General features: G+C 70.6%; 27 protein-coding genes and 1 tRNA gene. 15 read left to right on the plus strand and 13 right to left on the minus strand.

Annotated features, from left to right (window positions below; translation table 11 throughout):
- Window positions 1-22 precede the first annotated feature (22 nt).
- Entirely contained in the window at window positions 23-586 is a 564-nt protein-coding gene (locus ACFT9I_RS12980; RefSeq protein ID WP_382563589.1) for a dihydrofolate reductase family protein, read from the plus strand.
- Window positions 587-666: 80 nt separating this feature from the next.
- Window positions 667-1,263 (plus strand): DUF6461 domain-containing protein, encoded by a 597-nt coding sequence (locus ACFT9I_RS12985; protein WP_382563590.1) that lies wholly within the window; start codon window positions 667-669, stop codon window positions 1,261-1,263.
- Window positions 1,264-1,268: 5 nt separating this feature from the next.
- Here the strand turns inward: ACFT9I_RS12985 and ACFT9I_RS12990 are convergent, their stop codons facing one another.
- Window positions 1,269-1,562 (minus strand): hypothetical protein, encoded by a 294-nt coding sequence (locus tag ACFT9I_RS12990; protein ID WP_382563592.1) that lies wholly within the window; start codon window positions 1,560-1,562, stop codon window positions 1,269-1,271.
- A gap of 3 nt (window positions 1,563-1,565) precedes the next feature.
- Window positions 1,566-1,757 (minus strand): hypothetical protein, encoded by a 192-nt coding sequence (locus ACFT9I_RS12995; protein WP_382563594.1) that lies wholly within the window; start codon window positions 1,755-1,757, stop codon window positions 1,566-1,568.
- Window positions 1,758-1,823: 66 nt separating this feature from the next.
- On the opposite strand from ACFT9I_RS12995, the gene ACFT9I_RS13000 reads away from it, so the two are divergent.
- The 10 genes from ACFT9I_RS13000 to ACFT9I_RS13045 all read left to right on the plus strand — a co-directional run bounded on the left by ACFT9I_RS13000 (window position 1,824) and on the right by ACFT9I_RS13045 (window position 13,603).
- Window positions 1,824-2,396 (plus strand): isochorismatase family protein, encoded by a 573-nt coding sequence (locus ACFT9I_RS13000; RefSeq protein ID WP_382563596.1) that lies wholly within the window; start codon window positions 1,824-1,826, stop codon window positions 2,394-2,396.
- Between the two features lie 102 nt (window positions 2,397-2,498).
- Window positions 2,499-3,389 (plus strand): DUF2797 domain-containing protein, encoded by an 891-nt coding sequence (locus tag ACFT9I_RS13005; protein WP_382563598.1) that lies wholly within the window; start codon window positions 2,499-2,501, stop codon window positions 3,387-3,389.
- A gap of 69 nt (window positions 3,390-3,458) precedes the next feature.
- Window positions 3,459-4,376, plus strand: coding sequence for an amidohydrolase family protein (locus ACFT9I_RS13010; protein WP_382563600.1), 918 nt, complete (start codon window positions 3,459-3,461; stop codon window positions 4,374-4,376).
- A 144-nt stretch (window positions 4,377-4,520) separates the two neighbouring features.
- A complete protein-coding gene (locus ACFT9I_RS13015; protein ID WP_382563602.1) occupies window positions 4,521-4,832 on the plus strand; it encodes a hypothetical protein in 312 nt (103 codons plus the stop codon).
- Window positions 4,833-4,976: 144 nt separating this feature from the next.
- Window positions 4,977-5,714 carry a response regulator transcription factor gene (locus tag ACFT9I_RS13020; protein ID WP_382563604.1) on the plus strand — a complete coding sequence of 246 codons (738 nt, stop codon included), beginning with the start codon at window positions 4,977-4,979 and terminating at the stop codon, window positions 5,712-5,714.
- A 236-nt stretch (window positions 5,715-5,950) separates the two neighbouring features.
- Window positions 5,951-7,510: a sensor histidine kinase gene (locus tag ACFT9I_RS13025; protein WP_382563605.1), complete on the plus strand. Its 1,560-nt coding sequence runs from the start codon at window positions 5,951-5,953 to the stop codon at window positions 7,508-7,510.
- A gap of 26 nt (window positions 7,511-7,536) precedes the next feature.
- Window positions 7,537-8,925 carry a glycosyltransferase gene (locus ACFT9I_RS13030; protein WP_382563606.1) on the plus strand — a complete coding sequence of 463 codons (1,389 nt, stop codon included), beginning with the start codon at window positions 7,537-7,539 and terminating at the stop codon, window positions 8,923-8,925.
- On the plus strand, window positions 8,922-11,093 hold the full coding sequence (locus ACFT9I_RS13035) for a glycosyltransferase family 39 protein (RefSeq protein ID WP_382563608.1): 2,172 nt from the start codon (window positions 8,922-8,924) through the stop codon (window positions 11,091-11,093). Before ACFT9I_RS13030 ends, ACFT9I_RS13035 begins: the two co-directional genes overlap by 4 nt.
- A gap of 74 nt (window positions 11,094-11,167) precedes the next feature.
- A complete protein-coding gene (locus ACFT9I_RS13040; RefSeq protein WP_382563610.1) occupies window positions 11,168-12,706 on the plus strand; it encodes an MFS transporter in 1,539 nt (512 codons plus the stop codon).
- Window positions 12,707-12,751: 45 nt separating this feature from the next.
- On the plus strand, window positions 12,752-13,603 hold the full coding sequence (locus ACFT9I_RS13045; RefSeq protein ID WP_382563611.1) for a TetR/AcrR family transcriptional regulator: 852 nt from the start codon (window positions 12,752-12,754) through the stop codon (window positions 13,601-13,603).
- Between the two features lie 37 nt (window positions 13,604-13,640).
- Here ACFT9I_RS13045 and ACFT9I_RS13050 read toward each other — a convergent pair whose 3' ends face one another.
- The 4 genes from ACFT9I_RS13050 to ACFT9I_RS13065 all read right to left on the minus strand — a co-directional run bounded on the left by ACFT9I_RS13050 (window position 13,641) and on the right by ACFT9I_RS13065 (window position 18,276).
- Window positions 13,641-14,111, minus strand: coding sequence for a PPOX class F420-dependent oxidoreductase (locus ACFT9I_RS13050; RefSeq protein WP_382563613.1), 471 nt, complete (start codon window positions 14,109-14,111; stop codon window positions 13,641-13,643).
- A 10-nt stretch (window positions 14,112-14,121) separates the two neighbouring features.
- A complete protein-coding gene (locus ACFT9I_RS13055; RefSeq protein ID WP_382563615.1) occupies window positions 14,122-14,949 on the minus strand; it encodes a YceI family protein in 828 nt (275 codons plus the stop codon).
- Between the two features lie 220 nt (window positions 14,950-15,169).
- Entirely contained in the window at window positions 15,170-17,746 is a 2,577-nt protein-coding gene (locus ACFT9I_RS13060; protein ID WP_382563616.1) for an MFS transporter, read from the minus strand.
- Between the two features lie 89 nt (window positions 17,747-17,835).
- The gene (locus ACFT9I_RS13065) at window positions 17,836-18,276 is read right to left on the minus strand and encodes a MarR family winged helix-turn-helix transcriptional regulator (protein ID WP_382563618.1); all 441 of its coding nucleotides are present in this window, start codon (window positions 18,274-18,276) and stop codon (window positions 17,836-17,838) included.
- A 242-nt stretch (window positions 18,277-18,518) separates the two neighbouring features.
- Here ACFT9I_RS13065 and ACFT9I_RS13070 point away from each other — a divergent pair, with 242 nt between their 5' ends.
- Window positions 18,519-18,725, plus strand: a complete 207-nt coding sequence (locus ACFT9I_RS13070; protein ID WP_382563620.1) for a hypothetical protein — start codon at window positions 18,519-18,521, stop codon at window positions 18,723-18,725.
- Window positions 18,726-18,845: 120 nt separating this feature from the next.
- Here the strand turns inward: ACFT9I_RS13070 and ACFT9I_RS13075 are convergent, their stop codons facing one another.
- From ACFT9I_RS13075 to ACFT9I_RS13090, 4 genes are all read right to left on the minus strand, one after another.
- Window positions 18,846-19,733, minus strand: coding sequence for an RNA polymerase sigma factor SigF (locus ACFT9I_RS13075; protein WP_382563622.1), 888 nt, complete (start codon window positions 19,731-19,733; stop codon window positions 18,846-18,848).
- A gap of 221 nt (window positions 19,734-19,954) precedes the next feature.
- Window positions 19,955-20,803 (minus strand): RNA polymerase sigma factor SigF, encoded by an 849-nt coding sequence (locus ACFT9I_RS13080; RefSeq protein ID WP_382563623.1) that lies wholly within the window; start codon window positions 20,801-20,803, stop codon window positions 19,955-19,957.
- Between the two features lie 247 nt (window positions 20,804-21,050).
- Window positions 21,051-21,344: a Dabb family protein gene (locus tag ACFT9I_RS13085; protein WP_382563625.1), complete on the minus strand. Its 294-nt coding sequence runs from the start codon at window positions 21,342-21,344 to the stop codon at window positions 21,051-21,053.
- A 123-nt stretch (window positions 21,345-21,467) separates the two neighbouring features.
- Window positions 21,468-21,632, minus strand: a complete 165-nt coding sequence (locus tag ACFT9I_RS13090) for a hypothetical protein (RefSeq protein ID WP_382563626.1) — start codon at window positions 21,630-21,632, stop codon at window positions 21,468-21,470.
- Between the two features lie 523 nt (window positions 21,633-22,155).
- Here ACFT9I_RS13090 and ACFT9I_RS13095 point away from each other — a divergent pair.
- Both ACFT9I_RS13095 and ACFT9I_RS13100 read left to right on the plus strand, forming a co-directional pair.
- Window positions 22,156-24,243, plus strand: a complete 2,088-nt coding sequence (locus tag ACFT9I_RS13095) for a discoidin domain-containing protein (protein ID WP_382563791.1) — start codon at window positions 22,156-22,158, stop codon at window positions 24,241-24,243.
- A gap of 132 nt (window positions 24,244-24,375) precedes the next feature.
- Window positions 24,376-25,254: a TIGR03621 family F420-dependent LLM class oxidoreductase gene (locus ACFT9I_RS13100; protein WP_382563628.1), complete on the plus strand. Its 879-nt coding sequence runs from the start codon at window positions 24,376-24,378 to the stop codon at window positions 25,252-25,254.
- A gap of 67 nt (window positions 25,255-25,321) precedes the next feature.
- Here ACFT9I_RS13100 and ACFT9I_RS13105 read toward each other — a convergent pair.
- The 3 genes from ACFT9I_RS13105 to ACFT9I_RS13115 all read right to left on the minus strand — a co-directional run bounded on the left by ACFT9I_RS13105 (window position 25,322) and on the right by ACFT9I_RS13115 (window position 26,480).
- Window positions 25,322-25,409 (minus strand) — tRNA-Ser (locus ACFT9I_RS13105).
- Between the two features lie 31 nt (window positions 25,410-25,440).
- Window positions 25,441-25,884: a tRNA adenosine(34) deaminase TadA gene (gene tadA, locus ACFT9I_RS13110; protein WP_382563793.1), complete on the minus strand. Its 444-nt coding sequence runs from the start codon at window positions 25,882-25,884 to the stop codon at window positions 25,441-25,443.
- A 41-nt stretch (window positions 25,885-25,925) separates the two neighbouring features.
- Window positions 25,926-26,480, minus strand: a complete 555-nt coding sequence (locus ACFT9I_RS13115; RefSeq protein ID WP_382563630.1) for a hypothetical protein — start codon at window positions 26,478-26,480, stop codon at window positions 25,926-25,928.
- Window positions 26,481-26,611 lie beyond the last annotated feature (131 nt).

Below are 26,611 nucleotides of genomic sequence, written 5' to 3' on the forward strand. Positions count from 1 at the left end.
CTGTGGATGGGGAGGGGCGGCTATGCAGACATTGACTGTCGATGTGTTCATTTCGGCCGACGGGTGGGCCGGCGGGGAGAACTCGCCGGGATACTTCGGGTACTTCGGGCCCGAGCTGGAGGAGTGGATCACCGTCGAGTCGGCCCGGCCGCAGCTTGTCGTGCTCGGGCGGCGGACCTACGAGGCGCTGGCCGGGCTGCCCGAGGAGGCGCGGGACGCGGCGTGGCGGCGGATGAGTGAGTTGGACGCGGTCGTGTTCTCGAAGACGTTGGAGACGGCCTCGTGGCCGAACACCCGCGTTTGCGGTGACGACCTCGTCGGTGAGATCGCGCGGCTCAAGGGCGTGAGTGATGTTCCGCTGCGGACCATGGGGAGTCTCTCCGTCGCCCGGCAGCTTCTTGACGCGGGGCTCGTCGACCGGCTGCGGCTGATGACGTTTCCGCTGCTCGTGGGGTCGTCGGGCCGCGAACCGTTCTTCGCTGGTGTGGCGGCCGCCGATCTGGAGCTGGTCGGTCGGCGGACCCTGGACGGGCGGGTGCTGTTGATCGAGTACCGGCCGACCGGGCGGGACATTCCGCGGGCCTGACCACGACCGGGCGGTCTGTAGAGTGCGCCGCCATGCGCCGTCACCATGGCGAAAGCGCTTGAACCCAGGGAGATGCCGCGGTGTGGGACGACCTCGTTGCTCGGTACGCGTGGGCCGATGCGGACGCGCCGGAGGCGTACACCTTCTCCGTGGTCGCCGGGAGGTCCGAGGACGACGTGATCCGGGCGTTCGGCGGTGATCCCGGGGAGTCGCGGCTCATGACGTTCGCCGAGGCCGCCGACGAGCAGGCGGATCATCTCTACGAGGACTACGAGCTGCTGCGGGTCGTCACCAGCAAGGAGCATGTCGTCGCCATCGAGTGGGGGTACCACGGCAGCCTTCCCGAGATCGGGCGGCGGGCCTCGGCGGACGGTGGCGAGTTCTTCAGTGTCCATCGGGACGTCAACGGCCGGCAGCAGGTCATGCGCGCCGTGGGCGGTCGGGTCGACGGGGCCTTCGACCCCTGCGAGTTGGAGGACCCCGAGGACGAGGTGCCCACCTGGGCGGAAGGCGTCGTCTTCTCCATGGACACCCTCTGTGCGGAATCCTTCGCGCTCATGGAGCGCACGATGGGCGTCGCCGTCGATCCTGCCTGGATCGACACCCCGCTCCGTACGGTGCTGCTCGCCGCGCCCGGCGCGCTCTTCGGCGGGCCGGAGAGCACATGGCTCCAGTGAACTTGTCAGTCCTGGATCGGCAGGTCCGGGTGGGTGGCGAGGAAGATCAGGTAGCCGACGGCCGCCGCCGTGCCCACCGTGGCGAGTACCAGGCCCGTACGCGCCTGGGCTCGCAACTCCTTGTCCTGGGAGCGGTGGTGGGCGACTCCGTAGAAGAGGCCCGACACGCCCAGCGGAAGGGCGAGATAGCAGACCACCATCCAGAAAGGGCAGCAGAACCAGATCGCCACGGAAGCGCCGCCGAGCCAGATGGAGCGGGAGACGTGGCGCTTCGGCGATGAGGGTGAGGGTGGGGGCATCGGTCAGTAGTTCATGCTCAGCACCGTGAGGATGCCGAGTGCCGCCACGAGCACCGGCGCCAGCATCGCGAGGGCGAGGAGGGCGAGCAGCCCCGTCATGGTTGTCCAGCCGAAGCGGGTCAGTCGTTCCGCGCGGGCCAGCGCCGCGTGGTACTCCGTGTCGTCGTCCCAGTCGCGCTCAGTCGTGTCCGTCATGTCCGCCCCCCCTGCCGGGAGCTTAAGCGTTTGTCGGGGCGGGCGGCAGGCGGCGATCATCGCGGGATGAGTGACGTTGCTGACGTGCAGGCATTGGTTGTCGTCGATGTGCAGACCGCCTTCTTCACCGGGGACGGCGCCGTGCCCGGAGCCGGGCCGGTGCGGGAGGCCGTCGAGGGGATGCTGCGGCGGGCGCGGGAGCGCGGGGTGCTCGTCGTGCATCTGCAGAACGACGGGCCCGCGGGGGCCGACGACGAGGTCGGGACCGCCGGGTGGGAACTCGCCCTGCCCGTCGTGGAAGGCGACCGTGAGGTGGTCGTACGGAAGGAGCACGACGACGGGTTCGCGGGGACGTCCCTCGGTGCGCTGTTGGTGGGCGCCGGGGTGAAGGGGATCGCCGTGTGCGGGGTGATGTCCGAGATGTGCGTGTCGGCCACCGCGCGGACCGCGCTGGCGCGCGGGTACCGCGTCGTACTGCCGCACGACGCCCACGCCACGTACGACGCACCCGCCGCCGAGGGCATCAGTGACACCGTCCCGGCCGCGACCGTGTCGCGCGTCGCCGAGTGGGCGCTCGGGAGCGAGGTCGAGGTCGTCGCACGGGCCGGCGACGTGCGCTTCGAGGCGGGCGACGAGTGAGGGATCAGGCCGGGAGGACCACCACGATCCGGCAGCGGACGTAGTGCAGGGTGGGGGAAGCGGGGGCATCCGGACGTTCTGGCAGATCGGCGGGAGGTGCGTATGGGGTGGCGGTGCGGCGGGCTGCGGTGGAGTCCCGACGGGGGCGAGCTGGTCTGGCGGGACGGCGGGCGCGAGCGGCGCAGCGCGCTCGTGTACGGGCGGGAACTCGGGTTCCGGGCCGTCGGGGAGCGGCATTGTGCCGGGGTCCGGGGGCAGCCGTGTCCCCTCGGTGCCGTCGTGAGCGGGCGGAGTGCCGGTGGGCAGTGCCCGGACTGCGCGCGGCTCGACCGGTCGCGGTCGGTGGCCGCAGACACCGTCGCCGACGACCCCCAGCCGTACACCGTCTATCTGGCGTGGTTCGGTCCCGGCATGGTCAAGGTCGGGATCACCGCCGAGGCGCGCGGGTCCGCGCGGCTGCTCGAACAGGGGGCCGTGGTCTTCACCCGGCTCGGGCGCGGGCCGCTGATGGCGGCGCGGCGGACCGAGGAGTTGCTGCGTACGGCGCTGGGTGTGCCGGACCGCGTTCCGTACGCCGCGAAGCGCGCCGTACGCGCCACGTTGCCTACCGAAGAGGCCGAACGGGCCCAAGAGGTACGGGAGTTGTACGGGCGCGCCGTCGCGCTCGCCGGGTGGCCGGAGTCGTTGGAGCGGGCGGATCTCGAACCGGTCGATCACCTGACCGTGTTCGGGCTGGCCGGGACCCCGCCCGTGACCGGCGTGATCGGCGAACTGGTCGACGGAGGGCGCGTCGCCGGGCGGCTCGTGGCCGCCGCCGGGCCCGATCTGCACCTGGAGTGCGGGGACAGCGGCGTGCTCGTGCTCGACACCCGGCTCGTGCGGGGCTGGGAACTCACGGGAGTCACGCCGACTACGGGAGGTGGCGTGACCGTCCCCGTGCGCGACCTGGCGAGCACGGGCACGAGTGCTTCCGTACAGGACGGGCTGTTCTGACCGGGACCGGACCGGCCGCACCTCCGGGTGCCCCTGGACAGCACGGCCGCCGGATCGGAGGGTAGAGGGATGGATGATCAAGCAGCCGCGGAGATCCAGGCCGTGAGGGAGTTCCGGGAACGGCTCTCGCTGCCCGGACTCATCGACATACACACGCACTTCATGCCCGACCGCGTCCTGCGCAAGGTGTGGGCGTACTTCGACAGCGCCGGCCCCCTCACCGGCATGGAGTGGCCCATCACCTACCGGCACGAGGAGGACCAACGCGTGGCGCTCCTGCGCGCGTTCGGCGTCCGCGCGTACACCTCGATGCTCTACCCCCACAAGCCCGGCATGGCCGACTGGCTCAACGGCTGGGCCGCCGGATTCGCCGCGCGGACGCCCGACTGCCTCCAGACCGCGACCCTCTTCCCGGAGGAGGGCGTGGAGACGTACGTACGCGAGGCCGTCGAGTCCGGCGCGCGGATCTTCAAGTCGCATCTGCAGGTGGGGGGTTACGACCCCAACGACGAACGCCTCGACCGGGTCTGGGGGTTGCTCGCCGACGCCGGTGTGCCGGTCGTCATGCACTGCGGATCGGGGCCGCAGCCCGGCAAGTTCACCGGGCCCGAGCCCGTCGGGCGGCTGCTCGCGCGTCATCCGCGGCTTCGGCTGGTCGTCGCGCACATGGGGATGCCGGAGTACGAGGACTTCCTGGACCTGGCCGACCGGTACGACGGGGTCCTGCTCGACACGACGATGGCCTTCACCGACTTCAGCGAGGGCTTCGCGCCCTTCCCGGCCGGCGCGGACGCCAAGGCCCGGCTCGCGGACCTGGGGGACCGGATCCTGCTCGGGTCGGACTTCCCCAACATCCCGTATCCGTACCTCCACCAACTGGAGGTCCTCGAACGGCTCGGGCTGGGCGACGCCTGGACGCGCGCGGTCTGTTACGGGAACGGGGTCCGCCTCTTCGGGCTGGATCCCGAAGGTGTGGCCCAGGGGTGACCATTCCCCCTACATTGAAAGGCTGTTCACCTTCGTGGGCAGCCCCGTACAAGACAGGAAGGAGCGTGACGCCGTGACGCGGACGACCTAGCCGCTCGCCCGGAAACCCCGGGAGCACGGGCGGCGGGTTCCGAGAGGAACGAGATGTCCCGTACGGACAAGACGAAGCCGCCGTGGGTCCGCCACGCGGAGCACGACCCCCTGCCCGTCCACGACCACCGTCACGGCCCCTGCGACCTGCCGCCCCGCCCCACGCGGGAGGACACGGACACCCGCTGCCGGTGGGCCCGGACCCTCGCGGCGCTGATCGGCCGGCCCTGCTGCGCCGGCTGCAAGGTGCGCTCCCACATCGAGGAGCGCCAGGAGTGGGCCAGGAGCGGCAACCGCAAGGAGCGGTACGCGGGCCGACGCGAAGCCCGCCGCCTCACCGGCATCGTCGGGGAGGACGCCGTATGAACCGCCGAATGAACCGCCGTATGAACCGCCGCGTGAACCGCCCTATGAACCTTTTCTGCCGATTTACCCGAGTCGGCCGCGTTCTCAGGGAATTCACAGGAAGCGGCAAGGTCGTTCTCACGCGCGTTCCCCAGTGTGGGCACCATGACCGTCACCTCGCCCAGGGGGCGCACCGAGATGATCAAGCCGGACGGCAGCCCCGTCCGGGTCCTTGTCGTGGACGACGAAGCCTCGCTCGCCGAGCTGATGTCCATGACCCTGCGCTACGAGGGGTGGGAGGTCCGCAGCGCCGGTGACGGCGCGGGGGCCGTACGCTCGGCGCGGGAGTTCCGGCCCGACGCGGTGGTGCTGGACGTGATGCTGCCCGACATGGACGGCATCGCCGTTCTCGGGCGGCTCCGCCAGGAGCTGCCGCAGGTGCCCGTCCTCTTCCTCACCGCGAAGGACGCCGTGGAGGACCGGATCGCCGGGCTCACGGCGGGCGGTGACGACTACGTCACCAAGCCCTTCAGCCTGGAGGAGGTCGTGGCACGGCTCCGCGGGCTCATACGACGCTCCGGCACCGCCTCCGCACGCAGCGAATCGGTGCTGGTCGTCGGCGACCTGACCCTCGACGAGGACAGCCACGACGTCAGCCGGGCGGGGCGGTCCATCCACCTCACGGCGACGGAGTTCGAGCTGCTGCGCTTCCTGATGCGCAACCCGCGGCGCGTGCTGAGCAAGGCCCAGATTCTCGACCGCGTGTGGTCGTACGACTTCGGCGGCCAGGCGAACGTCGTGGAGCTGTACATCTCGTATCTGCGACGGAAGATCGACGCGGGACGGCCGCCGATGATCCACACGCGGCGCGGGGCGGGGTATCTGATCAAGCCGGGAGAGTAGCCGTGGCGGTATGGGAGCGAGTACGGCGACGGGGCGCACGTACAAAATCGGAGCAAGCCTCGGAGCGCACCTCGCAGCGGGACTCCGAGCGGACCCCGAAACGCACCTCGCAGCGGGGCTCCGAGCGGACCTCGGAACGCGCCTCGGAGCGATCCCCGAAACGTGCCCCGAAACGCGCCGCGAAACGCGCCTCCAAGCGGACCCCGAAACGCTGGTCGCTGCGCACCCGCCTCGTCGTGTCCGCGGTCTCACTCATCGCGGTCGTCGCGGCGGTCATCGGCGCGGTGACGACGATCGCGTTCCGCTCGTACCAGTACGACCAGCTCGACGCCCAGGTCCACGCGGTCGCCCAACGGGCCGCCGGGCCGTCCAAGCGGGCCGACCGGCCGCCGGACGCCGCCCCGCTGCCCCGGATGTCGGGCGTGAAGAAGCCGGAGCCGCTCAGGACCATCACCGGCGGTGGCGCCCCGATCGGCACGGTCGGCGTCGAGCTGACCGGCACCGGCCCGAGCGACGTCGGCACCGGCATGATCAGCGCCCAGACGAGCGGTGACGACCCGGGCCAGCAGGTCACCGGGCACGCGCTCACCGACTCCGAGACTGCCGCCCTGGCCTCGGTCCCGCGCGACGGTGATTCGCACACCGTGACCCTCGCGGACCTGGGCGACTACCGCGTCGAGTACGTCGCCGGCGTCAACGGCTCCTTCCTCGTCGGCGTCCCGCTGAGTGACGTCCAGGAGACCCTCGCCACCCTGATCATGGTCGAGGTCTTCGTCACCGTCGCCGGCCTCGTCGCCGCCGGCATCGCGGGCGGGGTGCTCGTCGGAGTGGCCCTGCGGCCGCTGCGGCGCGTCGCCACGACCGCCACCCTCGTCTCCGAACTCCCCCTGCACAGTGGCGAAGTGGCGCCCCTGACGCGGCTGCCGGACACCGAGGCCGATCCGCGTACCGAGGTCGGCCAGGTCGGCGCCGCGCTCAACCGGATGCTGGGGCACGTCGGTTCGGCACTCGCCGCGCGGCAGGAGAGCGAGACGCGCGTACGCCGTTTCGTCGCCGACGCGAGCCACGAGCTGCGGACGCCGCTCGCCTCCATCCGTGGTTACGCCGAACTCACCCGGCGCGGCCGGGAGGACATCGGCCCCGACACCCGGCACGCACTCGGCCGGATCGAGGCCGAGGCGGAGCGGATGAGCGGGCTGGTCGACGATCTGCTGCTGCTGGCACGGCTCGACGCCGGACGGCCGCTCGCGTACGAGACGACCGACCTCTCCCCGCTCGTCGTGGACGCGCTCAGCGACGCGCGGGCCGCCGGGCAGGACCACCACTGGCGGCTGGAGCTGCCGGACGAGCCCGCACACGTACGCGGCGACGGCCCCCGGCTCCATCAGGTGCTCGTCAACCTCCTGGCCAACGCCCGGAAGCACACCCCACCGGGGACGACCGTCACGGCGACCGTGCGCACCACAGCCGGCCCCGACCCGTGCGTCCTCGTCGACATCGCGGACGACGGGCCCGGCATCCCGCCCGACCTCCTCCCGCACGTCTTCGAGCGCTTCGCGCGCGGCGACGCGTCCCGCACCCGCGCACCGGGACCGGCGGGCGACTCCACCGGTCTGGGCCTCGCCATCGTGCAGGCCGTCGTCACCGCGCACGGCGGCGACGTCCGCGTACGGAGCGAACCCGGCCGCCGCACCGTCTTTACGGTGCGCCTACCCGCGATCCGCGACGACGTCAACGCCCCCGACGCCCCGGGCACGGACTCACAGCCGCAGCACAGGCTCACCACACTGCCGTGACAGCCTGACCGCCGAGTGTCGGTCGTATGAGAACCGACACCGACACCCCGTGGGGCAGCCTCCCGGCCAGGGAACATCTCCCGGTCGAAGCGCTCGACGCCAGGGCCCCCACCGGCGTCCCCGTGCTCGACGTGACGATCCCCGTCCACAACGAGGAGCGAGACCTGGAGTCGTGCGTACACCGACTCCACCACCACCTCGCCCGCACCTTCCCGTACGGCTTCCGCATCACCGTCGCGGACAACGCCAGCACCGACCGCACGCCCGCCGTGGCGGCCCGGCTCGCGGCGACGATCCCCGAGGTCACCGCGTACCGGCTGGAGGAGAAGGGGCGCGGGCGGGCGCTGCGTACCGTCTGGTCGCACTCCGACTCGCCCGTCCTCGCCTACATGGACGTCGACCTGTCCACCGACCTCAACGCGCTGCTGCCGCTCGTCGCGCCGCTGATCTCGGGACACTCGGACCTGGCGATCGGCTCGCGCCTCGCGCGCTCGTCGCGCGTCGTGCGCGGCCCCAAGCGGGAGTTCATCTCGCGCGCGTACAACCTGATCCTCAGGTCCTCGCTCTCCGCGCGCTTCAGCGACGCGCAGTGCGGCTTCAAGGCGATACGGCGCGAGGTCGCCGAACGCCTGCTGCCGATGGTCGAGGACACCGGGTGGTTCTTCGACACCGAGATGCTGGTGCTCGCCGAACGCGCCGGGCTGCGGATCCACGAGGTGCCGGTCGACTGGGTCGACGACCCGGACAGCCGCGTGCACATCGTGAGTACGGCGGTCGACGACCTCAAGGGCGTCTGGCGGGTGGGCCGCGCGCTCGCCGTCGGCGCGCTGCCGCTCGACCGGCTCGCGCGTCCGTTCGGCGACGACCCGCGGGACCGCGCGATCAGCGGCGTCCCCCGCGGACTCGCCCGTCAACTGGTCGGCTTCTGCGTCGTCGGCGCGCTGTCGACCCTCTTCTATCTGCTGCTCTACTCCCTTTTCCGTACGGCCTCCGGGCCTCAAGCGGCCAACGCTGCCGCGCTGTTGGTCTCGGCGGTCGCGAACACCGCGGCCAATCGCCGGCTGACGTTCGGCGTACGGGGCCGGGAGCGCGCCGTACGCCACCAGGCGCAGGGTCTTGTCGTCTTCGGTATCGGTCTCGCGCTGACCAGCGGCTCGCTGGCCGCGCTCGACGCCGCCTCGGGGAGTCCCGCCCACGCCACGGAGCTGGCCGTACTGATCTCCGCCAACCTCGCGGCGACGGTGCTGCGTTTCCTCCTCTTCCGCGCGTGGGTCTTCCCCGACCGGCGCGGCGGCGACGAACAGCCCACGGCCAAGGAAGCCCGGAACATCCAGAGCGATCAGAGCGACCAGAACACCCGGAGCAACCAGAACACCCGGAGCGACCAGAACGCCCAGGAACGGAGCGCCCGATGACCCACGCCCTCGCCACCGGCGCACCGACCGCCGGACCTGTCGACCCCGCCGTACCCCTTCTCACGCGGCTGCGCCGCGGCAGGCCCGAGGACGCGCCCTGGGTACGCCCCGCCCTCCTCGCCCTCCTGCTCGCGGCGCTCGTCGTCAACCTCTGGAGTCTCGGCGACTCCGGCTACGCCAACTCCTTCTACTCCGCGGCCGTTCAGGCCGGCAGCGAGAGCTGGAAGGCCCTCTTCTTCGGCTCGTCCGACGCGGGGAACTCCATCACCGTCGACAAGCCCCCGGCCGCGCTGTGGCCGATGGCCCTGTCCGTACGACTCTTCGGCCTCGGCTCGTGGCAGATCCTGGTGCCCGAGGCGCTGATGGGCGTCGGCACGATCGCCGTGCTGTACGCGGCCGTACGACGCCGTTTCAGCGCGTCGGCCGGGCTCATCGCGGCCGGGGTGCTCGCGCTCACGCCCGTCGCCGCGCTGATGTTCCGCTTCAACAACCCTGACGCGCTGCTCGCGTTGCTGATGACCGTCACCGTCTACTGCGTGCTCCGCGCGCTGGAAGGCGCGCGGACGCGCTGGCTGGTGTGGGCGGGTGTCGCGCTGGGATTCGCGTTCCTGACGAAGACGCTCCAGGCGTTCCTGATCCTGCCGCCGCTCGCGCTCGTGTACGCGGTGTGCGCGCCCACGTCCGTACGGCGCAGGTTCGGCCAACTGGCCGCCGCCGGGCTGGCGTTGATCGTCAGCGGCGGTTGGTGGGTGGCGATCGTCGAGCTGTGGCCGGCCGCGTCCCGCCCGTACATCGGCGGCTCGCAGAACAACTCCTTCCTCGAACTCACCTTCGGCTACAACGGACTTGGCCGCATCAGCGGTGACGAGGTCGGCAGTGTCGGCGGTGGCGGCGGCGGGGGAGGCGGTCGCCGTGGCGGCGAGACCGGTATCGGCCGGATGTTCAGCGACAGCATCGGCGGTCAGATCTCCTGGCTGCTGCCCGCCGCGCTGTTCCTGCTGGTCGTCGGCGTGGTGCTGACCTGGCGGGCCAGGCGCACGGACACCGCGCGGGCCGCGTTCCTGGTCTGGGGCGGTGCGCTGCTGATGACGGCGGGGGTCTTCACCTTCATGGCGGGGATCTTCCACGAGTACTACACGGTGGCGCTCGCGCCGTACATCGCCGCTCTGGTCGGCATGGGCGTGACGCTGCTGTGGGAGGAGCGCGCCAGGGCCCTCGCGTCGGCCGCGCTCGGTGTGACGGTCGCCGGGACGGCGGTCTGGGCGTTCGTGCTGCTCGGCCGGACGCCGGACTATGTGCCGTGGCTGCGCTGGGCCGTACTGGTCGGCGGGCTGATCGCGGCCGTGGCGCTGGCGGTCGTGGGCCGGCTGGGACGGGACGGGCGGTTCCGTACCCTCGCTCCCCGGCTGGCCGTCGGCGCCGTCGTGCTGGCGATCGCCGCGTCACTGGCGGCGCCGCTCGCGTACACGCTGTCCACGGTCAACACCCCGCACACGGGCTCGATCGTGACGGCGGGTCCGGCGGCCGCGCGCGGCGGATTCGGCGGCGGTGGCGGCCCGGGTGGTCCCGGCGGTGGCGGTGGTGGTCCCGCGGGCGGTGGCGCCGGTGGCGACGACGGTGCACGGGGTCAGCGTCCCGGCGGCGGCCAGGCTCCGCAGGGCGGTGGGGCTCCCCAGGGCGGGGGCCAGCAGCCGCCCGGTCAGGCGCGGCAGCCCGGTGGCGCCGCACAGGAGAACCCGGCGCAGCAAGGGGCCGGAGGCGCCGGAGGCGGTGGCCGAGGCGGCGGTGGTGGCGGTATGGCCGGTCTGCTCGACGGCCAGGCCGTCAGCTCCGAGGTCGTCGCGGCGCTGCAGAAGGACGCCGGCGACTACACCTGGGCCGCCGCGACGACCGGCTCCCAGAACGCCGCGACCAACCAACTCGCCACCGGGGAACCGGTGATGGCGATCGGCGGCTTCAACGGCAGCGACCCGTCCCCGACGCTCGACCAGTTCAAGAAGTACGTCGCCGACGGCGAGATCCACTACTTCTTCGGAGGCGGCGGGTTCGGCGGCGGAGGCGGCGGCCAGAACGGTACGGCTTCGTCCATCTCCACCTGGGTGCAGGCCACGTTCAAGGAGGTCACCGTGGGTGACACGACCCTCTACGACCTGACCGCCGCAAAGTAGCTATACGGCGTAAAGGAGTTTCTTGTACGGTGTACGGGACCGGTTGGTCCCGTACACCGTAAAGGAGTTTCCGTATGAAGGCGTCGGCCGCCGGCACCCGCGGCACCACCCCTCCCTCGCCGGTCCCCGACCGCCACCCCCAGCGCTGGCTGATCCTCGGCGTCATCTGCCTCGCCCAGCTCACCGTGCTCCTCGACAACACCGTGCTCAGCGTCGCGATCCCCTCCCTCACCACCGAGCTGCACGCGTCGACCGCCGACGTCCAGTGGATGATCAACGCCTACTCCCTCGTCCAGTCCGGCCTCCTGCTCACCGCGGGCAACGCCGCCGACCGCTACGGCCGCAAGAAGATGCTCATCGCCGGCCTCGCGCTGTTCGGCGTGGGCTCGCTGGCCGCCGGACTCGCCCAGTCCTCGGGCCAGTTGATCGCCGCCCGTGCCGGAATGGGCGTCGGCGGCGCCCTGTTGATCACCACCACACTCGCCGTCATCGTCCAGATCTTCGACGACGCGGAGCGCATCAAGGCCATCGCCCTCTGGTCGACGGTCAATTCAGTGGGCTTCGCGGCCGGACCGGTGCTCGGCGGGGCCGTGCTCGACCACTTCTGGTGGGGCGCGATCTTCCTCATCAACATCCCGGTCGTCGTGCTCGGCCTGACGGCCGTCGTCGCGCTCGTACCGGAGTCCAGGAGCCGGCAGGGCGACCGGCCCGACCTCCTGGGCGCGCTGCTCTCCGTCATCGGCATGACCGCCGTCGTGTACGCGATCATCTCCGGCCCGGACCACGGCTGGACGTCCGGCCAGGTGCTGCTCCCGGCGGCCGTCGGCGTGCTCGTCCTGGGCGCCTTCGTGGCCTGGGAGTCGCGCATCCCGTACCCGATGCTGGACATGCACTTCTTCCGCAACCAGCGCTTCGTCGGCGCCGTCGCGGGCGCGGTCCTCGTCGCCTTCGGCATGACGGGCTCGCTGTTCCTGCTCACCCAGCATCTCCAATTCGTCCTCGGATACGACCCGTTGGACGCCGGTCTGCGTACGGCGCCGCTCGCCGTCACCGTCGTCGCGCTCAACCTCACGGGCCTCGGTCCCTGGCTCGCGGGGAAGTTGGGCACGCCCGCCACCATCGCCGTCGGCATGTCCCTGGTGGCCGCCGGTCTCGCGGCGATCGCCGTTCTCGGCGCCGGCGGCTACAGCGGGATGCTGGTCGGACTCGTCGTGATGGGCGCGGGCGTCGCGCTCTCGATGCCCGTCATGGCCAACGCCATCATGAGCGCGATCCCACCGGAGAAGGCGGGCGTCGGCGCGGGCGTCAACGGCACGCTCGCCGAGTTCGGCAACGGTCTCGGGGTCGCCGTACTCGGAGCCGTACTGAACTCCCGGTTCGCCGCGCTCGTGCCGGTTGCCGTGGGCGCTTCCTCGCTGCCCGCCGCGCTCGCGGCCGTCGAGTCGGGGCCGGGCGGGGACGCGGAGCGGGCCGCGATCTCCGACGCGTTCGCCTCCGGGCTGGAGACAAGCCAGTTGGTGGGCGCGGTGGCGGTACTGGCGGGCGGGCTGCTCGCCGCGCTGCTGCTGCGCCGCGCGGAGCGGACGGACCGGTCGGAGTTGCCCGCGGCATAGCATCGGACCGCCACGAACGGGGCGAGGAACCGAGGAGGCTCAACCATGGAGTCGACAGCCGACAAGGCCAAGCAGCCCCCGCGGACCAGCGTTTGGCTGGAGGGGAAGCCGGCCGCCCGCGGCCGTAAGAGCGATCGTTCCGACCATCCCACCGGGCTCGACAGGGAACGGATCATCGCGGTCTCGGTACGGCTGCTCGACGCGGAGGGCCCGGCCAAGTTCTCCATGCGGCGGCTGGCCGCCGAACTGGGCGTCACGGCGATGTCCCTGTACTGGTACGTGGACACCAAGGACGACCTCCTCGAACTCGCCCTGGACTCCGTCTACACGGAGATCGACGCGCTCGAACCGGCGGACGCCGACGCCGAGTCGGACACTGGCGCCGGCGCCGAGTCGGACACTGGCGCCGGCGCCGAGTCGGACACTGGCGCCGGCGCCGACTGGCGCGAGGAGCTGCGCGCGCTGGCCGTCAGCTACCGGGCCCTGCTCGTGCGCCACCCCTGGGTCTCGCCGCTCGTCGGCAAGTTCCTCAACATCGGCCCGCACTCGATGGAGTTCTCCGCCGCCGTACAGCGGGTCATGCGCCGCACGGGCCTGCCCGCGCACGGCCAGATGGGCGCGCTGTCCGCCGTCTTCCAGTTCGTGTACGGCTTCGGCACGATCGAGGGCCACTTCGTCCAGCGGTGCGCCGAGGCGGGAATGACCCAGGATCAGTACTACCGGCACGCCATGGGGACGATCCACGAACAGCCGGAGTACCGGGGCCGCTTCGACCAGGCCGAGGAGCTGATGGCGGCGCGCGGCGGTGAGACCGTCGAGGAGATGCGCGAACGGGACTTCACGTTCGCGCTCGAAGTCCTCATCGCGGGCATCGAGGCGATGCGCGCACGCGGCTGAGCGCCTCCGGCCGAGCCCCCGGCCCGGCCCGGCCCGGCTACTCCGGAGGAGCCAGCCGCGCCGGGAAGCCGCCCGTCGCGATCGGGCTCCAGCGCTCCGGCGTGATGCGGATGATCGACTTGCCCTGCCGCACCATCGCCTCGCGGTATTCGTCCCAGTCCGGGTGCTCCCCCGAGATGTTGCGGAAGTACTCGACCAGCGGCTCCACCGACTCCGGGACGTCCAGCACCTCCGCCGTACCGTCGACCTGCACCCACGGCCCGTCCCAGGTGTCCGACAGGACGATCACGCTCGCACGCGGGTCACGCTTCGCGTTCCGCGTCTTGGCGCGCTCCGGGTAGGTGGAGACGACGATCCGCCCCGAGTCGTCGACACCGCAGGTCAGCGGCGAGCCCTGGGGGCGGCCGTCGGAACGGGTGGTCAGCAGGATCGCGTGGTGCCTGGGCCGGACGAACTCCAGCAACTCTTCGAGCGCCACGGTGGTGTTGGTCGCGATGTTGGGTGCCATGACGCGCAGCCTACGACCCGGCCGCGTCCTGCGGAGCGACCTCCAGCACCGCCTGGATGTCGAGTTCCACCCGCAGCGTCGTGCCGATCGCGGAGATCCCCGCCTGCACCACCTGGTTGTAGTTCATCGCGAAGTCGTCGCGCCGCAGCTCCGTCGTGGCGCGGAAGGCCGCCCGCACGCCGCCCCACGGGTCGGGCCCGGTCCCGAGGTACGACAGGTCCAGCCCCACCTTCCGTACGACTCCGTGCAGGGACAGCTCACCCCGTACCGACCAGCGGTCCGGACCCGACTGGCTGATCCCCGTGCTGTGGTACGTGATCTCCGGGTACCGCTCCACGTCCAGGAAGTCCGGCGACCGAAGGTGCTTGTCCCGCATGCCGTTGCCGGTGTCGATGCTCGTCGCGTCGATGACCGCGTCCACGCGCGAGTGCTCCGGTACCGCCGCGATCTCGATCCGGCCGCCGAACTCCGTGAAGCGCCCCCGCACACTGGAGATCCCGAGGTGCTGGGCGACCGTGGCCACCGACGAGTGCGCGGGGTCGAGGTTCCACACACCGGGCGGCGGCACTTGGACGCCGCCCTGCCGGGTCAGGACGACCGTCCCGGCGTCGGCGACACCGCTGGAGGTGACGAACGCGGTCGCGGCGGCGGGCGCGTAGCCGATGGCCGTCACGATCACGGTGTACGGCCCCGGCGCCAGCGCTACGTCGGCGGCCACCGCCCCGTCGGCGTCCGCGTCGGCGCGCACCACCTGCGCGCCGGTTCTGTCGGTCAGGGTCACGGCGGCGTGCTGGACGGCCCAGCCGTCCGGTGTCCGTACCTGTGCGCGAAGTCCCATCCCGTTTCTCTCCTCGTTCGCAGTTCCCGTGCGGCCCGTCAGGCTCGTGCGGCCCGTCAGGTCCGGCCGCCCCACGGGCCAAGGGGTGGGTCCCGGCGCGGTGGCGGCGCACCGTCCCCAGGCTGCCGCCACCATCACCGGGACCCCTTTCCACCGGACCGGGCGCGCCTCCGCTGGGGGACGCGCCCCGTCCGGGGGCTTCGGCTCGCTCGCGCGTGGACTACGCGGGCTGCTCACCCGCGTGCGTGAGCTCGATGTCGTGGCCGTCGACGCCGTGCCCGGCCACCGTCAGGGCACCGGCCACCGGCGGGTAGCCGGTCGCCATGACCGTGTACTCGCCCGCGTCCAGGTCCGCGAAGCCGTACGCCCCGTCGTCCCCGGTCGTCGCCGTGGCGACCACGTTCCCGGCCGCGTCGATCAGCGTGACGCGCGCGTCCGGCAGCGGACGCCGGTCGGCACCCGCCCGGACCGTGCCCTGGACGAGCGCGCCCGACCGCAGCACGGCCTCGACGCGGGTCACGCCCTGGGCGCCGATGTCCACCGGCAGGGCCAGCGGCCGGAAGCCGGTGGCGTTCACGGCGACGGTCACCGCGCCGGGCAGCAGCTCCGTGAAGGCGAACTCGCCGCCCTCGGCGGACTTGCCGGTCGCCAGCACATCGCCGCGCGCGTCGGCCACGATGACCATCGCGCCCTCGACGGGCGTATCGCCCTCCGCGCTCCGTACGGAGCCGGTGAGGCCGCTCGTACCGGCGAGCAGGATGTCGTACGCCAGCGGCTCGGCGCCGACGGTCACCGTCGCGGCCTGCGGCTGGAAGCCGTCGGCCGAGGCGATCAGGACGTACGGGCCGGACTCGGGCGCGTCCACCGTGTAGCCGCCGTCGTCACCGGCGACCGCGCGGCCCAACTGGCGCCCGGCCGGGGAGATGAGGGTGACGGCCGCCCGTGGCACGGCCCCGCCCTCGCCGCCGCGTACGACGCCGTGGATCGGGATGCCGGGGCTGCCCGGGGTACCGGCCGCGAGGACGGTCGTGGTGGCCTCGGCGGCGACGGTGACAGGCGCCTCGGCGCCGACGGCCACCGGAACGGCCGTGTGAGCAGCCGCCGGAACAGCCGACTCCACCGGAACACCCGCCGGAACAGCCGACTCCACCGGAACACCCGCCGGAACGGCCGGCGCGCTCTCCAGGCTCTCCACCGCGTCACCGGCGGCACGCGTCTTCAACGCGACCTCCTTGATGAACAGCGTCACGAAGAAGGCGAGCAGCGCGGCCGGCGCCGAGAAGAGGAAGACATCGGCGACACCGTGCCCGTACGCCGCCTCCACGACGGTCCGCATCGGGCCGGGCAGCGTGTCCAGATTCGGGATGCCCCCGCCGCCCGTACCGGCGTGACCGGCCGCCGCGCCCTCCGGGCCGAGGTCGGCGAGACCGTCCTTGACGTAACCGGCGACCCGGTTGCCCAGCACCGCGCCCAGCGCCGAGACGCCGATCGCGCCACCGAGTGAGCGGAAGAAGGTGACGACGGAACTCGCGGCGCCGAGGTCTTGAGGGGAGACCTGGTTCTGCGTGCACAGGACCAGGTTCTGCATCATCATGCCGATGCCGAGGCCCATGATCGCCATGAAGATCGCGATGTGCCAGTACTCGGTGTCGTACCGGATGGTGCCCAGCATCCCGAGACCGGCCGTCACCAGCACACCACCGGTGACCAGCCACGCCTTCCAGCGGCCCGTCTTGGTGATGACCAGACCCGAGACCGTCGACGAGAGGAAGAGACCACCGATCATCGGGATGGTCATGACGCCGGACATCGTCGGCGACTTGTCGCGCGCGAGCTGGAAGTACTGGCTGAAGAAGACCGTGCCCGCGAACATCGCGATACCGACGAACAGGGAGGCCAGCGAGGCCAGGGTGATCGTGCGGTTGCGGAAGAGACGCAGCGGGATGATCGGCTCGCTGGCCCGCGACTCGGTGAGGAGGAAGAGCGCACCGAGCAGGACCGTGCCGGCGAGCATCGTGTACGTCTGCCAGGAGACCCAGTCGTACTTGTCCCCGGCGAAGGTGACCCAGAGCAGCAGCAGCGACACGGTCGCGCTGATGAGGAACGCGCCGGTCCAGTCGATCTTGACCTTGCGCTTGACCACCGGGAGGTTGAGGGTCTTCTGCAGCACGATCACCGCGATGACCGCGAACGGGACGCCGACGTAGAAGCACCAGCGCCAGCCGAGCCACGACGTGTCGGTGATGACTCCGCCGATGAGCGGCCCGCCGACGGTGGCGACGGCGAAGGTCGCACCGAGGTAGCCGCTGTAGCGCCCGCGCTCACGCGGGGCGATCATCGCGGCCATGATGATCTGGGCGAGGGCGGTGAGACCGCCGACGCCGATGCCCTGGATGACGCGGAAGACGATCAGCGTTCCCGAGCTCTGGGAGAGTCCGGCCGCCGCCGAGGCGACCACATAGAGGGTCAGTGCTATCTGGACCAGCAGCTTCTTGCTGAACAGGTCGGCGAGCTTGCCCCACAGGGGAGTGGTGGCCGTCATCGCCAGCAGCGACGCGGTCACCACCCAGGTGTACGCGCTCTGTCCGCCGCCGAGGTCGGAGATGATCTCGGGCAGGGCGTTGGTGACGACCGTCGAGGAGAGGATCGCCACGAACATGCCGAGCAGCAGCCCGGAGAGCGCCTCCATGATCTGACGGTGTGTCATCGGCGTGCCGGGTGCGGCGGGGGCGGGGGAGCCGCCACCGTGCTTGGCGTGGCCGCCCCGTACACCCGTTGGTGTGGTGGTCGTAGCCATTGAATTCCTTTGTCTTACGTCTGTTGCCGCTGTTACTTCTGTTGTGTCTGTGTGTCTGTGCGTCTGTCGTCGCGCGCGTACTACGCGTACTAACGGCCGGGCCGGCAGTCGCCGAAGTTCTCCCGCAGGCGGGCCAGCATGGTGTTCAGCTGTCCGACCTCGTCGTCGGTCCAGTCGGACAGCGCGCGGGCGAACACGTCGGTCGTCCGGCGCGCGAGTTCGTCGAGCAGCTCGCGGCCCGCCGGTGTGAGCCGCAGGATGCGGGACCGCCGGTCGGCGAGGTCGGGTGCGCGCTCGATCCAGTCGCGCTCCACCGCGTGGGCCACATGCCTGCTGGTCACGGACATGTCCACGGCCAGCAGCTCGGCGAGGCGGCTCATCCGCATCTCGCCGTGCCGCTCCAGCAGGGTCAGTACGGCGGCGGAGCCGCCCGGACAGTCGGGCGGCAGGACGCGCGAGAGTCCCCGTTTCACGGCGCCGATGGCACTGAGCTGGCGGGCCAGTTCCGCGTACTGACTTTTGGCGGCCATGACCCCTCCGAGGACCCCTCGCGCACCTGTCGCACCTATGTTGTTGCTTAGGGCAACCATAGAAGCAGTTGGTTGCTGAAGGCAAACTAAAAGTGGGCATCAGGAGTAAAGGAACCCAAAAGGCTTCGCATGTGCGAGGTCAATGGCGAACACGGGACGGGAGGGCACCGAGAGGCCGGAGTTGGGCTTGGAACGGCCCCGGGGGTTGGGCGGGGGTGCGTCGTTCGCTAGGGTCCTGGCTCATGGCACACAACCCCCATGCCCCGCAGGGCCCCGAGGGAAATCCCGACCCCGCGGGCAACACCCAGATGTTCCGCGCCTTTGTCGACGAGGGTGAGCCGACGCGTCGACAGGCGCCACAGCAGAGCGGATCGAAGACCGGACTGATCGTCGGCGTCGTGGCCGTGATCGTGATCCTGGGCGCGGTCGCCTGGCTCGCGCTCGGCTGACAGCGGGCCTGCACGCCTGACGGCGGGCCTTCACGTGTGACGGTGGCGCCCCGCTCCATGCGGGGCGCCACCGCTGCGTCGACACCCCGACGAGGGTCGCGCGCGCGGTGACGCCCTCTCTCAGTCCGCGATCAGCCCTTCCCGCAGCTGCGCGAGCGTGCGGGTCAACAGGCGTGAGACGTGCATCTGCGAGATGCCGACCTCCTCGCCGATCTGGGACTGCGTCATGTTCGCGAAGAAGCGCAGCATGATGATCTGCCGTTCGCGGGGCGGGAGTTTGGCCAGCAGCGGCTTCAGCGACTCGCGGTACTCCACCCCCTCCAGGGCCGTGTCCTCGTACCCCAGACGGTCCGCGAGCGAGCCCTCGCCGCCGTCGTCCTCGGGTGACGGGGAGTCCAGCGAGGAGGCCGTGTACGCGTTCCCGACCGCGAGGCCGTCGACCACGTCCTCCTCCGACACCCCCAGCACCAGGGCGAGTTCGGGGACGGTCGGCGAGCGGTCGAGCTTCTGCGCCAGCTCGTCACTGGCCTTCGTGAGCGCCAGCCGCAGCTCCTGGAGCCGGCGGGGCACGCGCACGGACCACGACGTGTCGCGGAAGAAGCGCTTGATCTCACCGACGACGGTCGGCATCGCGAACGTGGGGAATTCCACGCCCCGTTCGCAGTCGAACCGGTCGATCGCCTTGATGAGGCCGATCGTGCCGACCTGGACGATGTCCTCCATCGGCTCGTTACGGCTGCGGAAGCGCGCCGCCGCGTAACGCACCAGTGGCAGATTCAGCTCGATGAGGGTGTCACGTACGTAGGTGCGCTCCGGGCTGTCCTGTGCGAGCACGGCGAGCCGCAGGAACAGGGAGCGGGACAGAGTGCGGGTGTCGATGGCTTCCGGCTGGGACACGCGCGGTGGTTCGGCCACACGGTCGAGAGCATCCGGTGCGTCCGGTGCCGGCGGTGCCTGGTCGCTCTTGTTGAGCGTGAGCACCTTCGAGCTGCCCTGTTCTACGGACATGCCACCCCCTTGAGGTCGCTGACGGTCGCGGTGGCCGCTCCCGTCGAAGGAACGCAGCCTCCACCTGAATACCGGCGGTGGGACTGCGGCAAACGCGGTTCCAGCAGAATGTCACATGTCGTCAACACGCTGTAGCGCCAAGTCGACATATCTGCACCGGAATAAGGGGGTATGCGAATTTGCTGCCGGTGGGGGCGCTGCGGGGTTACTACCCGGAAGAGCTACGCCTCGATCCTGTTTGCGGATCGCAAACGCGCGAAGCTTCGCGCCAGAAGCCTTGACACATGCATCTGCGAGACACCGAGTTCCTGGCTGATCTGCGACTGCGTCAGGTTGTTGTAGTAGCGCAGCATCAGGATGCGCTGTTCCCGCTCGGGCAGCTGGACGAGCAGATGCCGGACCAGATCGCGGTGCTCGACGCCGGCCAGCGCCGGGTCCTCGTAGCCGAGCCGGTCGAGCAGGCCCGGCAGCCCGTCGCCCTCCTGGGCCGCCTCCAGCGATGTCGCGTGGTACGACCGGCCCGCCTCGATGCAGGCGAGGACCTCCTCCTCGGAGATCTTCAGCCGCGTGGCGATCTCGGCGGTGGTGGGGGAGCGGCCGTGAGCCGTCGTCAGATCCTCGGTGGCGCCGGTGACCTGGACCCACAGCTCGTGCAGCCGGCGCGGTACGTGGACGGTCCGCACGTTGTCGCGGAAGTACCGCTTGATCTCGCCGACGACGGTCGGCATCGCGAAGGTCGGGAACTGCACGCCGCGGTCCGGGTCGAACCGGTCGATCGCGTTGATCAGCCCGATCGTGCCGACCTGGACGACGTCCTCCATCGGCTCGTTACGGCTGCGGAACCGGGCCGCCGCGTACCGCACGAGCGGCAGGTTCGCCTCGATCAGCGCGCTGCGCAGCCGGGTGTGCTCGGGGCTGCCGCGCTCCAGATCCTTGATCTGCGCGAAGAGCAGCTGCGTCAGCGCCCTGGTGTCGGCGCCGCGGGTCCCCGGTGTCGACGGCCGGGGTTCGCTCTCGCTCGGGGTCTCGACGAGGGGGGCCTCAGCTCGGGGTTCGATCTGGGGCGGCATTTGAGGCGTTGTACTGGCCGGCACGGTCACGCCACCCCTTTGCGGTCAACTACGGTCAACTCATCCGTCAAAAGCGGTCATAGCATCACAAGACATGCCCACTGTGTGCAAGCACCAGAAAACTCCGTGTTGACGAGGAATCGGCTGTTCAAACTCGAAAAGCCCCATGCCGGTGAGGCATGGGGCCAGGAGGACCAAGGGTGGGAATACCCGGTCGGAAGTGACGACAGGAGCCGGTCGGAACCGATCAGAACTCGTAGTCGGCGATCACCCAGGTGGCGAATTCGCGCCACAGGCCGACGCCCGCCTGATGGTCGGGGTGCTCCAGATAGCGCGTCAGCGCGCCCGCGTCGGCGACCGCCGCGTTGATGGCGAAGTCGTAGGCGATCGGCCGGTCGCTGATGTTCCAGGCGCACTCCCAGAACTCCAGCTCCGGGATCTTGCCGCCCAGCTCCGCGAAGGCCCGCGCGCCGGCGACGACCCGGGGCTCGTCGCGCGAGACGCCCTCGTTGAGCTTGAAGAGGACCAGGTGGCGGATCACGGGCTTCTCCCAGGTGTGGCGGAGGCGGGTTCGGTGTGCGGCGCGGTCGCGGCGTCATCGGCCACGGCGCCGTCTTCACGGCGTCATCTTCACGGCGTCATCGGCCGCGGCCGCTGCCCGCGGCTACTGTACGAGCTCGGTCATGAACTCGCCGACACCCTCGGCGGCGCTCGATATGCCCTCGAAGCCCACCTCGACGAGGTCGGCCGCCTTTTTGGGTGAGGTGATGATCGTGTACAGCACGAAGACGGCCAGCACATAGAGCACGATCTTCTTTGTTTGCGCCATCGGCGCTGCCTCCCCTGCTGTCCCCGGTGTGATCGCGTGAGTCTAACCGTACGAATGGGCCCGTTCGGAGGCCGATTTCGATCGCCCGTGTGACCGCTTCTGGTCACGTCGTCTCGCCGCCCGATCGCCGCCGCCCAACCGGCGTGCCGTACGCGACGACCGCCCGGCCCGCGCCGTCAGGATCTGAACGCACACTCCGCAAGACACATCGCGAACCGGAGCAAAAGCCCCGCAGGGTCGGTTAGTTGTTGATCGGACGGCAACCGGTGACGGCCGGTGCGTGCACAACTCTTGACGTGTACGAAACACGGGAGAACCATCTGCCGTAACGAGAGAGCGCTCTCCGGGTTTCTGCCGGTTCTCTCCGCAGCGCGTCCCGAACTCCCCCTCGTCGTCCGAGACTTCAGGAGACCTGCCCATGCACGCTCCGCTGTCCGTTCTTCCGGTGTTCCGGAGACCCGCGTCGGTGCGCCGCCGCGGCATAGCCGCGTCCATCGCCGCCACCCTGGTCGCCTCCCTGCTGATGCTCATCCCCACCACCACCGCCGCGAGCGCCGCACCGACCCTGCTCTCCCAGGGCAAGCCGGTGACGGTCTCCAGCACGGAGAACGGCGGCACCCCCGCCGGCGCCGCCGTCGACGGTGACAACGGCACCCGCTGGTCGAGCGCCGCCGCCGACCCGCAGTGGATCCAGATCGACCTCGGCTCCTCGGTCGCGGTCAGCCAGGTCGTACTGCGCTGGGAGGCCGCGTACGCCAAGGCGTACAAGATCGAGCTGTCCACGAACGGCACCAGCTGGACGAGCGCGTACTCCACCACCACGGGCCCCGGCGGCAACGAGACGCTGAACGTCTCCGGCACCGCCCGCTACGTGAAGCTGACCGGCACCACCCGCGCCACCCCGTACGGCTACTCCCTCTGGGAGTTCCAGGTGTACGGCGAGAGCGGCACCGGTCCCGGCGGTCCGATCCAGGGCGGCGGTGACCTCGGTCCCAACGTCAAGGTCTTCGACCCCTCGACGCCCAACATCCAGGGCACGCTCGACCAGATCTTCCAGCAGCAGGAGTCGGCCCAGTTCGGCACCGGCCGCTACCAACTGCTGTTCAAGCCGGGCACGTACAACAACCTCAACGCCCAACTCGGCTTCTACACCTCGATCTCCGGTCTCGGCCTGAAGCCCGACGACACGAACATCAACGGTGACATCACCGTCGACGCCGGCTGGTTCAACGGCAACGCCACCCAGAACTTCTGGCGCTCGGCCGAGAACCTCGCGGTCACCCCGGTCAGCGGCAGCAACCGCTGGGCGGTCGCGCAGGCGGCCCCGTTCCGCCGTATGCACGTCAAGGGCGGGCTCAACCTCGCCCCGAACGGCTACGGCTGGGCCAGCGGCGGCTACATCGCCGACAGCAAGGTCGACGGCCAGATCACGCCGTACTCGCAGCAGCAGTGGTACACCCGTGACAGCGCCATCGGCGGCTGGGGCAACGGCGTCTGGAACATGGCGTTCTCGGGGGTCGAGGGCGCGCCCGCGCAGTCCTTCCCGAACCCGCCGTACACCACGCTGAACAACACCCCGACCTCCCGCGAGAAGCCGTTCCTCTACCTGGACGGCAACACGTACAAGGTCTTCGTCCCGGCCAAGCGCACCAACGCGCGCGGCGTCTCCTGGAACGGCACCCCGCAGGGCGAGTCCCTGCCGCTCGACCAGTTCTACGTGGTCAAGCCGGGCGCCTCGGCGGCCACGATCAACGCGGCGCTCGCCCAGGGCCTGCACCTGCTCTTCACCCCGGGCATCTACCACGTCGACCAGTCCATCAACGTCAACCGGGCGAACACCGTGGTCCTCGGCCTCGGCTACGCCACGATCATCCCGGACAACGGGGTGACGGCGATGAAGGTCGCCGACGTGGACGGCGTGAAGCTGGCCGGCTTCCTGATCGACGCCGGACCGGTCAACTCCCCGACGCTGCTGGAGGTCGGCCCCCAGAACGCGTCGGCCGACCACTCCGCCAACCCGACGACCGTCCAGGACGTCTTCATCCGGATCGGCGGAGCCGGTCCGGGCAAGGCCACCACCAGCATGGTCATCAACAGCGACGACACGATCATCGACCACACCTGGATCTGGCGGGCCGACCACGGTGAAGGCGTGGGCTGGGAGACCAACCGCGCCGACTACGGACTTCAGGTGAACGGCGACGACGTCCTCGCCACCGGTCTGTTCGTCGAGCACTTCAACAAGTACGACGTGCGATGGAGCGGCGAACGCGGCCGGACGATCTTCTTCCAGAACGAGAAGGCGTACGACGCCCCGAACCAGGCCTCCATCCAGAACGGCAGCATCCAGGGCTACGCCGGCTACAAGGTGGACGACTCGGTCGTCACCCATGAGGGCTGGGCGATGGGCAGTTACTGCAACTACACGTCGGATCCGAACATCCGTCAGGAGCACGGATTCCAGGCACCGGTGAAGCCAGGGGTGAAGTTCCACAACATCCTGGTCGTCTCACTCGGCGGCATGGGCCAGTACAACCACGTGATCAACAGCACCGGAGCGCCGACGTCGGGCACGTCGACGATCCCGTCGAACATCGTGAACTTCCCGTAGGGAAGTAGGCGAGCAGGGCCCGGCCTCTTCTTGAAGAGGCCGGGCCCTGTCGCGTGGGCGACTATTATGACGAAAAGCTCCAAAAGGGAACTTCCCGGGACATCGGTCCCATCGAAAGGAAGCCAGGAAGCCATGCCCACCCGCCCCTTCCGCTTCGGCGTCAGCATGCTGGCCACCGGATCGCGCTCGGCCTGGCAGGCCAAGGCCCGACAGGCCGAGGACCTCGGTTACGACGTGCTCCAGGTCCCCGACCACATGGGGATGCCGGCGCCGTTCCCCGCGCTGGTGTCCGCCGCCGACGCGACCACCACCCTGCGGTTCGGCACCCTCGTCCTCAACGCCGGCTTCTACCGGCCCGCGCTGCTGGCCAGGGACATCGCCGACACCGACCAGCTCACCGACGGCCGGCTTGAGGTCGGCCTCGGCGCGGGCTACGCGGAGGCCGAGTTCCGTACGGCGGAGCTGCCGTACCCCGCCCCCGCGGAACGGGTCGACCACCTGGCGCACACCGTCGCCGAACTGCACCGGCTGTTCGCCACCTCGGACCAGGTGCCCGCGGTCCGCCAGAGCCCCGCCCCACCGCTGCTGGTGGCCGGTATCGGCGACCGCGTGCTGCGGCTGGCCGCCCGCGAGGCGGACATCGTCGGCTTCCCGGTCATGTCGCTCAGGACACCGCCGGGCGGGGACCCGCAGCAGGTCCTGGCCGAGCGAGTCGACTACGTCCGCGCCGAGGCGGGCGCCCGCTTCGGCCACCTGGAGCTGAACCTGTTCGTATCGGCGGTGGCCCTCACGCCCCCGTCCGCCGCCACCCCGGACCTGACGGCAGCCCGCCGCCTGGCCCCGAACCTGACCGAGGACCAGATCCGCCGGCTCCCCAACGTACTGGCGGGCTCGCCCGACGAGATCACCGAGACACTGCACCGCTACTGGGAGACGTACGGCCTGACCTACTTCTCCGTACTCGAACCGCACATGACCGACTTCGCGAAGGTCATCGCCCGGCTTCGCTGACCGCCGCGCGGTACCCGCGGCAACACGAAGGGCCCGGTTCAATGAACCGGGCCCTTCGTCATACAAGCGGTAGCGGTGGGATTTGAACCCACGGTGACGGGTTACGCCACACTCGCTTTCGAGGCGAGCTCCTTCGGCCGCTCGGACACGCTACCGAGAGAGAGCTTAGCCCAAGGTGGCCCGTGCTCAGAAATCGATAATCCGGCGGTCCCGGAAGAAGGCCGTGAGCAGCTCGGAGCACTCGTCGGCGAGCACCCCGTGGATCACTTCCGGGCGGTGGTTGAGGCGGCGGTCCCGTACGACGTCCCAGAGCGAGCCCGCCGCGCCCGCCTTCTCGTCGAGCGCCCCGTACACGACGCGGGCCACCCGCGACTGTACGAGCGCGCCCGCGCACATCGTGCACGGCTCCAGGGTCACCACGAGCGTGCAGCCGGTCAGCCGCCAGGCGCCGAGCTTCGCCGCCGCCCGGCGGAGCGCCAGGACCTCCGCGTGCGCGGTGGGGTCGCCCGTCAGCTCGCGTTCGTTGTGGCCGGTGGCGAGGACCGAGCCGTCCGGGGACAGCACGACGGCGCCGACCGGCACATCGCCGGCCGGTGCCGCGCGTGCGGCCTGTTCCAGGGCGAGGCGCATCGGCGCCCGCCACGGCTCACGCACCGGGTCGTGCTCCGTCACTAGCGCGCGGTCTCCAGCACCTCGGAGGCGCCCAGCGCGTCCGCGATCTCGGACATGGCGTCCGTCTCCAGTGCCAGCAACTCCGCCTCCGAGAGGCCCAGGTCGGCGAGGATCGCGCGGTCGCCCGCCGGTCCCGCCGGTACCGTTCCGGGTCCGGCCGCGTCGGCGGGGCCGGTGCTCCCGTCCGAGTGCTCCGTGTCCTCCTGCTCTTCAGTCTCGCCGTCCTCGGTGCCGTCGAGGTCCAGCGTGTCCAAGGCGTCGGCGAGGTCGTCATCGTCCCCGCCGAGCAATTCGTCCGTGAGGATCTCCCCGTAAGAGGAGCGTGCGGCCATGGCCGCGTCGGAGACGTAGATGCGAGGATCCTCCTCGCCCTCCACGCGGAGCACGCCGAACCAGGCGTCCTCCTGCTCGATGAAGACGAGCACCGTGTCCTCGTCAACCGAGGCTTCGCGGGCCAGATCGGTCAGATCCGACAAGGTCTCCACGTCGTCGAGCTCTGTGTCGCTCGCTTCCCACCCGTCTTCGGTGCGCGCGAGCAGTGCGGCGAAGTACACCGTGACTCTCCCACTGGTCAGAGGTGACGATTCGGCGGTGCGCTGCGCTCTGCCCCGCCCACTACTCGGAATCGTGGCAGAAACCCGGCGATTGCGAGAGGTCTTCCGCCGTTGCGTCGTGCAGGCATTTT

It is taken from the genome of Streptomyces sp. NPDC057137 (genome assembly GCF_042670825.1).
GTDB lineage: Bacteria > Actinomycetota > Actinomycetes > Streptomycetales > Streptomycetaceae > Streptomyces.

What these genes read in the sequence shown, in the direction of transcription:
- ACFT9I_RS13070 (WP_382563620.1), top strand. Translation starts at nt 18,519, where the DNA reads ATGGCACACAACCCCCATGCCCCGCAGGGCCCCGAGGGAAATCCCGAC.
- ACFT9I_RS13035 (WP_382563608.1), top strand. Translation starts at nt 8,922, where the DNA reads ATGACCCACGCCCTCGCCACCGGCGCACCGACCGCCGGACCTGTCGAC.
- ACFT9I_RS13040 (WP_382563610.1), top strand. Translation starts at nt 11,168, where the DNA reads ATGAAGGCGTCGGCCGCCGGCACCCGCGGCACCACCCCTCCCTCGCCG.
- ACFT9I_RS12995 (WP_382563594.1), bottom strand. Translation starts at nt 1,757, where the DNA reads ATGACGGACACGACTGAGCGCGACTGGGACGACGACACGGAGTACCAC.
- ACFT9I_RS13055 (WP_382563615.1), bottom strand. Translation starts at nt 14,949, where the DNA reads ATGGGACTTCGCGCACAGGTACGGACACCGGACGGCTGGGCCGTCCAG.
- ACFT9I_RS13005 (WP_382563598.1), top strand. Translation starts at nt 2,499, where the DNA reads ATGGGGTGGCGGTGCGGCGGGCTGCGGTGGAGTCCCGACGGGGGCGAG.
- ACFT9I_RS12990 (WP_382563592.1), bottom strand. Translation starts at nt 1,562, where the DNA reads ATGCCCCCACCCTCACCCTCATCGCCGAAGCGCCACGTCTCCCGCTCC.
- ACFT9I_RS13050 (WP_382563613.1), bottom strand. Translation starts at nt 14,111, where the DNA reads ATGGCACCCAACATCGCGACCAACACCACCGTGGCGCTCGAAGAGTTG.
- ACFT9I_RS13100 (WP_382563628.1), top strand. Translation starts at nt 24,376, where the DNA reads ATGCCCACCCGCCCCTTCCGCTTCGGCGTCAGCATGCTGGCCACCGGA.
- ACFT9I_RS12980 (WP_382563589.1), top strand. Translation starts at nt 23, where the DNA reads ATGCAGACATTGACTGTCGATGTGTTCATTTCGGCCGACGGGTGGGCC.
- ACFT9I_RS13095 (WP_382563791.1), top strand. Translation starts at nt 22,156, where the DNA reads ATGCTCATCCCCACCACCACCGCCGCGAGCGCCGCACCGACCCTGCTC.
- ACFT9I_RS13080 (WP_382563623.1), bottom strand. Translation starts at nt 20,803, where the DNA reads ATGCCGCCCCAGATCGAACCCCGAGCTGAGGCCCCCCTCGTCGAGACC.
- tadA (WP_382563793.1), bottom strand. Translation starts at nt 25,884, where the DNA reads ATGCGCCTCGCCCTGGAACAGGCCGCACGCGCGGCACCGGCCGGCGAT.
- ACFT9I_RS13045 (WP_382563611.1), top strand. Translation starts at nt 12,752, where the DNA reads ATGGAGTCGACAGCCGACAAGGCCAAGCAGCCCCCGCGGACCAGCGTT.
- ACFT9I_RS13075 (WP_382563622.1), bottom strand. Translation starts at nt 19,733, where the DNA reads ATGTCCGTAGAACAGGGCAGCTCGAAGGTGCTCACGCTCAACAAGAGC.
- ACFT9I_RS13060 (WP_382563616.1), bottom strand. Translation starts at nt 17,746, where the DNA reads ATGGCTACGACCACCACACCAACGGGTGTACGGGGCGGCCACGCCAAG.
- ACFT9I_RS13065 (WP_382563618.1), bottom strand. Translation starts at nt 18,276, where the DNA reads ATGGCCGCCAAAAGTCAGTACGCGGAACTGGCCCGCCAGCTCAGTGCC.
- ACFT9I_RS13030 (WP_382563606.1), top strand. Translation starts at nt 7,537, where the DNA reads ATGAGAACCGACACCGACACCCCGTGGGGCAGCCTCCCGGCCAGGGAA.
- ACFT9I_RS13010 (WP_382563600.1), top strand. Translation starts at nt 3,459, where the DNA reads ATGGATGATCAAGCAGCCGCGGAGATCCAGGCCGTGAGGGAGTTCCGG.
- ACFT9I_RS13015 (WP_382563602.1), top strand. Translation starts at nt 4,521, where the DNA reads ATGTCCCGTACGGACAAGACGAAGCCGCCGTGGGTCCGCCACGCGGAG.
- ACFT9I_RS13090 (WP_382563626.1), bottom strand. Translation starts at nt 21,632, where the DNA reads ATGGCGCAAACAAAGAAGATCGTGCTCTATGTGCTGGCCGTCTTCGTG.
- ACFT9I_RS13000 (WP_382563596.1), top strand. Translation starts at nt 1,824, where the DNA reads ATGAGTGACGTTGCTGACGTGCAGGCATTGGTTGTCGTCGATGTGCAG.
- ACFT9I_RS13020 (WP_382563604.1), top strand. Translation starts at nt 4,977, where the DNA reads ATGACCGTCACCTCGCCCAGGGGGCGCACCGAGATGATCAAGCCGGAC.